The following is an 11,652-nucleotide window of genomic DNA, read 5'->3' as shown; positions in this document are numbered from 1 at the left end:
TTTCTGAGAATTGACGGCATTTCTTAAGCACAAAAATGAGAATTGTTTTTAGGTACGCTCGCCCTGCCGTTCAAATGGGGAGTTTTGCTCAGAAAAAAGGGTACCAGCAACGACCTTAACCCGCCTTTTCTGAGAATTGACTGCATTTCTTAACCCCAAAAATGAGAATTGACTACATTTCTTAACTAAAGAATCGTACATTTCTTAACAAAAAAAATCGAGATTAGATATTGACAACGACAAAATAAAGGTGTTATTCTTCAAATTGCGGAAGTGATGAAGGCAGAAAAACCAAATAAATTTCTGAATCCTCCATGATTTCAGCACTGTACAATTTCTATGAAAACAACAAAAAGGTCTATTACCATGGCAGTTGAAAAAACCAACTCTTCCTCTAGCTTGGCTGAAGTTATTGATCGTATCCTTGACAAAGGTATCGTTATTGATGCCTGGGTTCGCGTCTCTCTGGTGGGAATCGAATTATTAGCGCTTGAAGCTCGTGTAGTTATCGCTTCGGTTGAAACCTACCTCAAATATGCTGAAGCCGTTGGTCTGACTCAATCTGCAGCGGTTCCTGCTTAAGGATTGATCCCAGATTCTTCCATCGGCTGAGTTAAAACCCTACCGGGTTTTCCAGATTCTCGGCTTTTCTTTAATCCCTGTTGAGTTTAGTTACCCGTCTCTTGGGGCGCAATAGTCTGTAATTGATAGGGTTGGCACGGCAACGGATAGCAAAAACAAAGCTAGACGCATACAAATTATTTTTGTTACCGTGATTTTGTCCCTTGTAGCTAGGTTTACCCCCAATCACCAGAGTGTAAGGCTCGCTGTTTTTCGGAATAGAAAGCAATTCTTTGGGTAGGAAGCCGCGCCCCTTGGTCTGGGGTAGTTTGCCATCTCAACTTTTGGATCAGCGCTGTACACTCTCTATACAACTAACAAAAAGGTCTATTACCATGGCAGTTGAAAAAACTAACTCTTCCTCTAGCTTGGCTGAAGTTATCGATCGTATCCTTGACAAAGGTATCGTTATTGATGCTTGGGTTCGCGTCTCTCTGGTGGGAATCGAATTATTAGCGATTGAAGCTCGTGTAGTTATCGCTTCGGTTGAAACCTACCTCAAATATGCTGAAGCCGTTGGTCTGACTCAATCTGCAGCGGTTCCTGCTTAAGGATTGATCCCAGATTCTCCCATCGGCTAAGTTAAAACCCTACCGGGTTTTCCAGATTCTCGGCTTTTCTTTAAATCCCTATTGAGTTTAGTTACCCCTCTCTTGGGGCGCAATAGTCTACAATTAATAAGGTCGGCACGGCAACGGATAGCAAAAACAAAGCTAGACCCATACAAATTATTTTTGTCACCGTGATTTTGTCCCTTGTAGCTAGGTTTACCGCCTATCGCCAGAATGTAAGGCTCGCTACTTTTCGCAATAGAAAGCCATTCTTGGGGTAGGAAGCCGCGCACCTTGATCTGTGGTAGTTCGCTATCTCAACTTTTGGATAATAAGAAAAGTCGGAATCTACTGTCTCTCCCCCCAGTCCCCGTGAATGTTTTTTTCAACGGGTGATTGGGTCTAGTCCATTCCATAGTATTTAGTAGTTGAGGACAACCCCATGCCTGCTCTCATGGAAAAGTTCCGCCTGGAGCGTTTATCGATTGCTGAAGAAGTAGCTGAACTCTCGCGAGGAGTCCAATCTTTTCTGTTGGATGTCAAAACTGAAAGACAAAAACAAGCGCAAGAACAGGCAACTGCTTTGCGCGAGTCTTTCCAAAAAGTTCAACAAGACAGCCGCGTGTTTTTAACAGCTACCCAAAAACAGCGTTTAGCTCAAGCGGAAAAGCAAAAAGAGGATTTACGTCAATTTCAAGAACAGCGTTTAGCGGAAGCGAAACAGCTAGCTGACGACCTACGTCAACAGCGTCTAGATCGAGCCAAACAGCTAAAAGAGGATTTAAGTCAATTTCAAGAACAGCGTTTAGCGGAAGCGAAACAGCTGGCTGACGACTTACGTCAACTTCATCTAGATCGAGCCAAACAGGTGAAGGATGATTTAAGTCAATTTCAAGAACGACGTTTAGCGGAAGCGAAACAGCTAAAAGACGATTTGCGTCAATTTCGTCAAGAGTTGTCCCTCTACGTTTTTGGCAAATAAATCTCTAGGTTAATTCCAACCCACTTAAGCCTAGGGCTAGAGTAAAAACCCTCTAGTCCCTTTTCATGGCTAAACTAGAGTACTATCTGAAAATACCACAATGAGCCTTTGGTTTTAAACCTACCATTCTGACCCTGCTTTTTTAAGTTTCTAGACTCAACGTAGGAGTGGTGGGTTCCACTTCAGGCTGCTCTAGGGCTCTGGTAAATTAAGAAGTATTATAAAACTTCACTTAGTTTATAGTTAATTTTCTCATTAGTAGTCTTTATATTGACAAAGGAGGTAAGGGAAAAGGACTGTATCTGGGCTTGTCAATGTTTAAGTCTTGAAAAGTAATCTAGACAAGAATTTTAGACCCTTAGTCCCTTGACTAATGAATATCCTGAAATACCTTCAGAATCAAGGTTCTAGATCTAAATGACAGTTCCTAATTTTTTGTGATATTATTATGAGGTAAGCCTTAAAAGCCAAAGACGATTAAACTTGCCGTAAAATTCGGGTAACACAAGCGTCCTTGCCTACTCGGTTATTAAGGGGAAACCTAAACGGGCAGTTGTTAGCTCAAGAATACCCGTCGGCTTAAGGCGGGGATTATCAATGGTATTTACTAGATTTCAACTATGACAGTTACTGGAACTCAAACGAGAAGAGCCGTCCTCTGCCTTCGCCCCGGTCAATTCGTTGTTACTCCTTCGATTGATCAAATTGCCACCCGCGCCTTACGTTATCTAAACTCTGGTTTTTCCATTCATCTATGTGGCCCAGCGGGAACGGGAAAAACCACATTGGCAATGCATCTGGCCAATTGTTTAGCCAGACCTGTGATGCTGATCTTTGGCGATGATGACTTTACCAGTTCGGATTTAATTGGTAGCCAGTCTGGTTATACCCATAAAAAACTGACGGATAACTATATCCACAGCGTTCTCAAAGTTGAAGACGAGCTAAAACACAATTGGGTGGATTCTCGGTTAACAATGGCCTGTCGCGAGGGGTTTACCCTAGTTTATGATGAGTTCAATCGTTCTCGACCTGAGGTCAACAACGTTTTACTCTCTGCCTTGGAAGAAAAAATTCTCACCCTGCCGCCAACTAGCCATCAACCCGATTACCTACAAGTCAATTCTCAATTTCGGGCAATTTTCACCTCCAACCCAGAAGAATATTGTGGGGTTCATGCTACCCAAGATGCTTTAATGGATCGGTTGGTAACCATTAATATGCCTGAACCAGATCAACTGACTCAGACTGAAATTCTTGCCCAAAAAACGGGGATTGGTCGAGAAGATGCTTTATTTATTGTCAACCTCGTCAAAAACTTTCGTTTGAAAACTGCGACTGAAAAAACGTCAGGTTTGCGCTCTTGTTTAATGATTGCTAAAGTCTGCGCCTCTCACGATATTGTGGCCCACTCCGATGATGCCGACTTCCGTGATATCTGCGCCGATGTTCTCTTGTCCCGCACAAGCTTACCTATTGATAGCTCAAGAGCTATTTTATGGGAAATCCTCGACGACAATCTGGTAGAATCCTTATCCGTTGGAGAGGAAGAGGAGCCTTCCGATGCCCCAGCGTCAACTTCTGAGCCTTCCACAGGAAATCAATCGATCAAAGCCATTCAATCTTTACTGCGAACGAACTTGCTGAAGCAAAAAGACTAGATTTTATACTCTTATTGGGTGAAACCAACCGTGACTTCTTCCACTTTTGCTGGCTCGCTCAAAACCCAATCAAACAACTCCCTGAAAACAGCAACTCAAGGTTCGAGTTTGGCGGATATCCTTGAACGAGTTTTAGATAAAGGAATTGTGATTGCTGGCGATATTTCAGTTTCGATCGCCTCCACTGAACTTCTAAATATCCGCATTCGTTTGTTAATTGCCTCTGTTGATAAAGCAAGGGAAATGGGAATCAACTGGTGGGAAGGGGATCCCTACCTCCATAGCCAATCCCAAGCTTTACTAGCAGAAAATCGGGAACTTTCACTCCGACTCCAAACCCTAGAAACCGAGCTTGAAACCTTAAAATCCTTAACCCAATTGAGTGCAATGGAGAGCCATGATCCCAGTCCGAACGATGAAGCACATTCCTCAGATGCGTGAAATTCCTCACTTGAATCCTCAAAGGTTAGGAAATTTACACGAGACGATTGCCCCCCTTGATAAAGCAAGGGAAACGGCGATTAACGGCTTGCAAGGTTATCCCTACCTCCCTAGCCAATGCCAAGCTTTATTCGCAGAAAACCTGGAACTTTCACGCCGACTTCAAGCCTTAAAATCCTTAGCCAAATTGAGTGTAATGGAGAGCCGTGATAGCAGTCCGAACGAGCAGGCACATTCCTTATATACATTGAAATTCCTCCGGTAAGGAAGTTTATACCAGTTAACGATTGCCTCTGTTGATAGAGCAAGGGAGATGGCAATTAATGGGTGGGAAAGCGACCCCTACCTCCCTAGCCAATCCCAAGCTTTATTGGCAGAAAATCTGGAACTTTCACGCCGACTTCAAACCTTAAAATCTTTAACCAAATTGAGTGCAGAGGAAAGTTGACATTGTTTAATTACATCATTATTTTCCCTCAGATAAAATTTCTTGGCCAAGCTCCCCACTAGAGACTTACCGTCAAAAACTGCTCATTTACCAATTCCAACCATGACACTTGCTTGCACACCTTACGATTCTGATAATCAAGCCTTGCTGACCCGTCCAGAAAGTAACAGCCAAGCCGGTTTAGCCCCTTTACTGTTAACTGTCGTGGAACTGGTACGCCAATTGCTCGAAGCCCAAATCATTCGCCGGATGGAAAAAGGGGTTCTCAGTGAGTCTGATTTAGATAGAGCTGCCGAAAGTATCCAAAAATTGCAAGAACAAATTCTCCATTTGTGTGAAATTTTTGAGGTTGAGCCAGAAGAGTTAAATGTCCACCTAGGAGAGTTTGGAACTCTTTTACCTGAAGCAGGGAGTTATTACCCCGGAGAGGAGGGTATGAAGCCTTCTGTGTTAGAATTAGTGGATCGACTCCTCAATACGGGAGTTGTTGTGGAAGGAAATGTCGATCTGGGTTTAGCTCAACTAGATCTAATTCATCTAAAGCTTCGTTTGGTTTTAACTTCTCAGCCGGTTTAATTTGGGAGAATACTGATGACAGTGGGTCTTTATTTATATGGAATATTTCCCGAACCAGTTCCTGACGAACTAGGTTTGCAAGGGATTGATAATGAGCCAGTTCACAGTGAGATGATTGAGGGTTTTAGTTTTCTCTACTCCCTTGCTCATAAGGAAAAGTATTTGGCATCCCGTCGCTATTTAATTTGCCATGAAAAAGTATTAGAAACTGCCATGGAAGCAGGGTTTACAACCTTGTTACCACTGCGGTTTGGGTTAGTTATAAAAAACTGGGAATCCGTCACCGAACAATTAATTAATCCGTATAAAGACCAACTGAAAGAATTATTTGCTAAACTGTCAGGCCAACGAGAAGTTAGCATTAAGATTTTTTGGGATAATCAGTGGGAATTACAAGCGGCTTTGGAGTCTAATCCTAAGTTAAAGCAAGAACGGGATGCGATGATGGGGAAAAACTTAAATATGGAAGAAATCATCCATATAGGTCAAATGATTGAAGGCACTGTATTTCAACGGAAACAAGACGTTATTCAAGTCTTTAGAGATAAATTAAATCATCGCGCCCAAGAGGTGATTGAAAGCGATCCGATGACGGATGACATGATTTACAATGCAGCTTATTTAATTCCCTGGGAGCAAGAGCCGGAATTTAGCCAAAACGTTGAAGCGATCGATCAGCAGTTTGGTGATCGCCTAAGAATTCGCTATAACAATTTAACCGCACCCTATACCTTTGCCCAACTTATCTAAGGAGAGTATTAGTTATGTTTCTCAATCTTTTATTTCTTCCTGTTACCGGTCCTATTGGGGGTCTGATCTGGATTGGGGAAAAAATTCAAGAGCGTGCAGATATAGAATATGATGAGTCTGAAAACTTGCACAAATTATTATTATCCTTACAACTAGATTACGATATGGGCAACATTTCCGAGGAAGAGTTTGAAATTCAGGAAGAAGAACTTTTATTAAAAATTCAAGCCTTAGAAGAAGAAGAGACGGCAGAAGACCAATCTGAATCTTCTCTCTAAAATTTTTCTATACGTCCCACGTTCAGAACTGACAATCTTTCCCACCCTATAGGCCATGAACAAAATCACAAATTGTAGCGGCGCTTAGTAAGGGCGGCTTTGACAAGCTCAAGAACTCGTTGAAGCTTGGTCAGAACTAGCCCTTGATTAAGCCTTAATATTCTAGGTAAAAAGCTTGGAAATTACTAGAATTATTAGAGGAGTGAGCAACGGTTTTGGGGGAATCAGGTTTTTTAGCTAAACTAGGAGGATTGACTGTACGCAAATTTTGAATACTTTGTTCTGTAGTCTCAATTTGATCTGTCACAAACGTCAGACGACTTTTTAACTGCTGAATCTGCCGCTCCATCATTTCTAATTTTTCTTGGATACGTTGTTTTTCAGTAATTAACTTATAAAGCTCAAGTTGCTGATCTGCTTCAGATTGTTTCCGAGGCATAGTGCTAATTTTAGATCTAATTGATCTGGGTGAACGAGTGGTTGTCATAACAATCCCTGAATAACTTAGAATATTCTAGCATATCAACGCCCCAATATAAAAACTTGTAAAAAATCGTAAATTTTCTTTTGGTAAACCCTATGAAATTGTACAATCTATATACTTACGCTTTTTTGAAAACCCCAATAGAAAGCCTAACATTACCCGTTGGAATGGCTAACCCATTGTTACTGATAACTGGTGGAGACCTCTCGGCCATAGTCGAACCCGAAGTTTGTTTAGACACTTTACAAAATGATGATGAACGCTTGATTCAATCCGTTTTATGCCATGATCGAGTCATCTGTGAATTATTTCAACAAACCACTATTTTACCCTTACGTTTTGGCACATCTTTTTTAGAGGCAGAAAATTTACTGACTCATCTTTGTTCTCATGCCCAAGAATATCAAGAAAAAATTGAACAACTTGAGGGAAAAGGAGAATATCTTTTAAAATGTATTCCCCGTAAGCTAGAGGAGCCTGTACTCTTTTCTGAAAGCAGGGGCAGACAATATTTTTTAGCCAAAAAACAGCTTTATGAAGCCCAACAAGATTTTTATACTTTGCAAGGTTCAGAATGGCAAAATTTCGTGCATTTAGTGACCCAAAGCTATCCGTCAACGAGGATTATTACTGCTCCAGGTACAGAATCACGAATTTATCTTTTAGTTAATTTTCAAGAAGAACCTTTGCTAATCGAGCAAGTCTTGCATTGGCAGAAAGTCTGCCCCCGTTGGCAATTACAATTAGAACAAGTTTCTCCCCCCTATCACTTTACTTAACTTGATTTTTCTATGACTAACTTTAACTTGGTAAATAACTCTCTAAGTCGTTATGACACTCGACATTTAGTTATGTTTAGTGGCAAAGGAGGAGTGGGAAAAACTACTCTTTCCTGTGGATTTGCTCGCCGTTGGGCTAAATTATTTCCCGAAGAACAAATCCTATTAATCTCAACCGATCCGGCTCATTCTTTAGGGGATGTATTGCAAACAGAAGTTAGCGATCAAGCATCACCTGTAAAAGACTTGTCCAACTTAAAAGTTAGGGCATTAGATGCGGAAAAATTGCTCTTAGAATTTAAAGAAAAATACGGAAAATTTTTAGAAATTTTAGTAGAACGGGGCAGTTTTGTTGAAGGAGAAGATTTAACTCCTGTTTGGGATTTAGACTGGCCAGGTTTAGATGAAATTATGGGTCTATTAGAAATTCAACGATTACTTATTGACAATGTTGTAGATCGAATTGTTGTTGATATGGCTCCCTCTGGTCATACCTTGAATTTATTGGGAATTAAAGACTTTTTAGAGATTATTTTAAATTCTCTAGAGTTGTTTCAAGAAAAACATCGTGTTATTTCGCAAACTTTTTCAAAAACCTACAATGCCGATGATGTGGATGACTTTTTAGTGAAAACACAAGCAGAATTAACCGAAGGCAAACGAATTCTACAAGATCGGGATTTTACCCTTTGTTTAATTGTGGCAATTGCCGAACCGATGAGTTTAGTAGAAACCGAACGATTGCTCAATAGTTTGCATCACTTAAATGTTCCCTGCGGCAGCTTATTTATTAATCGAATTCTAACGGATCCTAAGCAAAATTTAGATCGCTATAGTGAGCAACAGCAACTCCTCGATAAATTCCTAAAAATTCCGGGTCAAGAGACAATTTTCACCCTGCCCCAACAATCAAAAGAACCCCTAGGAAGTGAAGCATTAGATCAGATAATGAGTCAAATTAAAATCATCGAAAAAGTAGAATTTACTCCCCCACCTCCTATTCAATGGCCGCAAAAAATTCTGCCGAGTTTTAGTGATTTTATTGACGACAAACGCCAACTCATTATCATTGGTGGCAAGGGGGGGGTGGGAAAAACAACCGTTGCCGCGGCCATTGGTTGGGCGTTAGCTAATCGTCATCCCGAGCAAAAAATTAGAATTATTTCTATTGATCCAGCGCATTCTTTGGGAGATGCCTTTGGGACAAAGTTAGGACATCAATCCACACAATTAACTGATAATTTAAGTGGTCAAGAAGTTGATGCTGATATCATTTTAGAAAAATTTCGGGATGATTATTTATGGGAACTGGCAGAAATGATTAGTGGTGAAGGTAAGGAAGAAGGAAACATCAAACTAGCTTATACTCCAGAAGCTTGGCGACAAATTGTAGCTCAATCTCTGCCAGGAATTGATGAAATGTTATCCCTAGTAACAGTGATGGATTTATTAGACCAGAAACAACAAGATTTGATTATTTTAGATACGGCTCCTACCGGTCATCTCCTGCGATTTTTGGAAATGCCAACGGCTTTAGGAGATTGGTTAAGTTGGATTTTTAAGCTTTGGATGAAGTATCAAAATGTCTTAGGGCGTGTAGATTTAATGGGACGATTGCGAACCTTAAGACAACAAGTGATGTCTGCCCAGAAAAAACTAAAAGACCCCCAACATACAGAATTTATTGGAATTTTGCAAGCCCAAGATGCGATCGTTGCCGAACAACTGCGATTGACAGCATCTTTGAAAAAAATGGGAATCTATCAACGTTATGTCGTGCAGAATCGTTATCACGCTAATGAGGAAATTGATCGGGATTTATTCCCAGATCAAACTTTGATCCGCTTACCCAGTTTACCCCGGTCAGTAGAACCTCTAGCCCGGGTAAAAGGCGCGGCAGATCTGTTATTTTAAAGGTAATTAGTCTTATCAAGTCGGACTTCTTAACCCTATCTATCACCCAGTCCCCATCCTTCAATTGATTCAGGAGAAATTTTATGGCAGAATTATTCAAAGGCTTTGAGCAATTAGTCGAACTGGCCAAAATCTTAGAAGAAAAACTGGAAAAAGGGGAAATTAAAACCGAAATGCAATTTAATTCTCGTCCCTTGAGTAATATTCCCCGTTCTGGCGGTATTCCCCGTTCAGGGGGGGTTTCTCGTCCGAGCAATTCTGGCGGGGATGATTTTGAGGTCAATCGCAATCGCTCATCCTCCACTGATTCAGGGGTTAAAGACACTATGACACAGCCAGAAGAACCCACCACTGCTTCCCTTAAAGATGTTGGTGGATTGACGGAAGTGATTAAAGAACTCAAAGAACTAATTGCCATTCCTCTGAAACGCCCTGACTTGTTGGCTAAGTTAGGACTTGAACCCACTCGCGGCGTTCTCTTAGTCGGACCCCCTGGAACCGGTAAAACCCTGACCGCCCGTGCTTTGGCCGAAGAACTCGGTGTTAACTATATTGCCTTAGTAGGACCAGAGGTGATCAGCAAATATTATGGGGAAGCCGAGCAAAGACTGCGGGGAATTTTTGAGAAAGCCAGTAAGAATGCGCCTTGTATCGTTTTTATTGACGAAATTGATAGCATGGCACCCGACCGCAGTAAAGTTGAAGGGGAAGTAGAAAAAAGACTGGTGGCCCAATTGCTGGGTTTAATGGATGGCTTTGCCCAAAGCCGAGGGGTGATTGTTCTAGCTGCGACAAACCGTCCCGACCATCTTGACCCTGCCCTCCGTCGCCCTGGACGGTTTGACAGAGAAGTCCTCTTTCGGGTGCCTGACCGCAAAGGCCGTTTAGAAATCCTCAATATTCTCACCCGTTCCATGCCCCTAGATGAGTCAGTTTCCTTAGCCCTGATTGCCGATAATGCGGTGGGATTTGTCGGGTCAGATTTAAAAGCCGTTTGCCAGAAAGCGGCCTATAGTGCTTTGCGACGCCAGGTTCCTACGATTGACTCGCAAATTCCAGAAACAATGACGGTGGTCCAAGCCGACTTTTTGCAAGCCCTTAAAGAAGTTAAACCGGCGGTATTGCGGTCTGTGGAAGTGGAATCTCCCCATGTGGCTTGGGACAATATTGGCGGACTTGAACAGATTAAACAAACCCTACAGGAGTCCGTGGAAGGGGCATTACTCCATCCTCAATTATATACGCAAACCAAAGCCCAAGCTCCCAAAGGTATTTTACTTTGGGGGCCACCCGGAACGGGAAAAACCTTATTGGCCAAAGCGGTTGCATCTCAGGCGCGAGCTAATTTTATTAGTATTAATGGACCTGAGCTTTTGAGTAAATGGGTGGGTGCGAGTGAACAAGCGGTGCGTGAGTTGTTTGCCAAAGCTCGTCAGGCAGCACCTTGTGTAGTTTTTATTGATGAGATTGATACTTTAGCACCAGCAAGAGGTCGTTATAGTGGGGATTCAGGAGTGAGTGACCGGGTTGTGGGACAAATCCTCACGGAGTTGGATGGGTTGCAAACGGGGGCAACGATTTTAGTGATTGGAGCCACTAATCGCCCAGATGCGTTAGACCCAGCCTTATTGCGAGCGGGACGGTTGGATTTACAGTTAAAAGTTGATTTACCGAATGCCTCTAGTCGTTTAGCAATTCTCGGTGTCCATAATGATGAACGTCCTTTAGAGGATGTGGATTTAGGCTATTGGGCCGAGGCAACCGAAGGCTGGAATGGCGCAGATTTAGCGTTATTATGTAACCAAGCGGCACTGATGGCAATTCGTCGTTATCGCCATCAGGGAATGACTGACCCGGCTGAGATTCGCATTACAACGGCTGATTTTAATCATGCTTACCAACTGTTGGTTGAACAGCGTGCCAATTGATTTTTTTTCCCCCTTACTTAAAGTAAGGGGGGAGAATCTCAATTCAGGAAAACCATCCTAAAAAGGAAAATTTGCCAAAATGTCTGCAATAATGGGTCTAATTAGGGCTTGCTGAATAAATCTAAAAACCTTGTTGGGTAAGACTGTTAGACCTTTTGTCAATCAAAAAGTACTGGATAGGGGAGTGATCGGGGGGAAATTTAAGCACTTTTTCCCTGAAAATTAGGTAGTTGACCACC

Annotated in this window: 13 protein-coding genes and 1 pseudogene; 13 read left to right on the top strand and 1 reads right to left on the bottom strand. The window is 42.0% G+C overall.

The genetic code is table 11. The features are described from left to right. Positions 1–366 precede the first annotated feature (366 nt). From gvpA (IM319_RS06105) to IM319_RS06065, 10 genes and pseudogenes are all read left to right on the top strand, one after another. Entirely contained in the window at positions 367–582 is a 216-nt protein-coding gene (gene gvpA, locus IM319_RS06105) for a gas vesicle structural protein GvpA (protein WP_287674806.1), read from the top strand. A 374-nt stretch (positions 583–956) separates the two neighbouring features. Beyond that, complete coding sequence (gvpA, locus tag IM319_RS06100) at positions 957–1,172, top strand: gas vesicle structural protein GvpA (RefSeq protein ID WP_287627019.1); 216 nt, start codon at positions 957–959, stop codon at positions 1,170–1,172. 442 nt (positions 1,173–1,614) lie between these two features. After that, positions 1,615–2,154 (top strand): gas vesicle protein GvpC, encoded by a 540-nt coding sequence (gene gvpC, locus IM319_RS06095; protein WP_287735007.1) that lies wholly within the window; start codon positions 1,615–1,617, stop codon positions 2,152–2,154. Between the two features lie 620 nt (positions 2,155–2,774). Continuing rightward, entirely contained in the window at positions 2,775–3,815 is a 1,041-nt protein-coding gene (gene gvpN / locus IM319_RS06090; RefSeq protein ID WP_287077466.1) for a gas vesicle protein GvpN, read from the top strand. Positions 3,816–3,845: 30 nt separating this feature from the next. Then, complete coding sequence (locus IM319_RS06085; protein WP_287077465.1) at positions 3,846–4,256, top strand: gas vesicle protein; 411 nt, start codon at positions 3,846–3,848, stop codon at positions 4,254–4,256. Next, a complete protein-coding gene (locus IM319_RS06080) occupies positions 4,213–4,521 on the top strand; it encodes a gas vesicle protein (RefSeq protein WP_287739907.1) in 309 nt (102 codons plus the stop codon). The genes IM319_RS06085 and IM319_RS06080 overlap by 44 nt, the downstream gene beginning before the upstream one ends. Positions 4,522–4,533: 12 nt before the next feature. Continuing rightward, positions 4,534–4,704: pseudogene (locus IM319_RS22415) on the top strand (gas vesicle protein); the annotation flags it as partial. A 102-nt stretch (positions 4,705–4,806) separates the two neighbouring features. Then, entirely contained in the window at positions 4,807–5,280 is a 474-nt protein-coding gene (locus tag IM319_RS06075) for a gas vesicle protein K (protein ID WP_287735006.1), read from the top strand. Positions 5,281–5,295: 15 nt separating this feature from the next. Then, positions 5,296–6,030, top strand: coding sequence for a GvpL/GvpF family gas vesicle protein (locus IM319_RS06070; protein WP_286823766.1), 735 nt, complete (start codon positions 5,296–5,298; stop codon positions 6,028–6,030). Between the two features lie 14 nt (positions 6,031–6,044). Continuing rightward, positions 6,045–6,308 carry a gas vesicle protein GvpG gene (locus IM319_RS06065; RefSeq protein ID WP_287687226.1) on the top strand — a complete coding sequence of 88 codons (264 nt, stop codon included), beginning with the start codon at positions 6,045–6,047 and terminating at the stop codon, positions 6,306–6,308. Between the two features lie 154 nt (positions 6,309–6,462). On the opposite strand, the gene IM319_RS06060 is transcribed toward IM319_RS06065, so the two are convergent. Beyond that, the gene (locus tag IM319_RS06060; protein ID WP_353857181.1) at positions 6,463–6,795 is read right to left on the bottom strand and encodes a gas vesicle protein; all 333 of its coding nucleotides are present in this window, start codon (positions 6,793–6,795) and stop codon (positions 6,463–6,465) included. A 92-nt stretch (positions 6,796–6,887) separates the two neighbouring features. Between IM319_RS06060 and IM319_RS06055 the strand changes: the two genes are divergently transcribed. From IM319_RS06055 to IM319_RS06045, 3 genes are all read left to right on the top strand, one after another. After that, positions 6,888–7,571, top strand: coding sequence for a GvpL/GvpF family gas vesicle protein (locus IM319_RS06055; RefSeq protein ID WP_287735004.1), 684 nt, complete (start codon positions 6,888–6,890; stop codon positions 7,569–7,571). A gap of 12 nt (positions 7,572–7,583) precedes the next feature. Next, entirely contained in the window at positions 7,584–9,485 is a 1,902-nt protein-coding gene (locus IM319_RS06050; RefSeq protein WP_287735003.1) for an ArsA family ATPase, read from the top strand. 83 nt (positions 9,486–9,568) lie between these two features. After that, positions 9,569–11,413, top strand: a complete 1,845-nt coding sequence (locus IM319_RS06045; RefSeq protein ID WP_287735002.1) for an AAA family ATPase — start codon at positions 9,569–9,571, stop codon at positions 11,411–11,413. The last annotated feature ends 239 nt before the right edge of the window (positions 11,414–11,652 follow it).

It is taken from the genome of Microcystis sp. M113S1 (assembly GCF_020246945.1).
Taxonomy (GTDB): domain Bacteria; phylum Cyanobacteriota; class Cyanobacteriia; order Cyanobacteriales; family Microcystaceae; genus Microcystis.
This window is presented reverse-complemented; position numbering and strand designations above follow the sequence as displayed.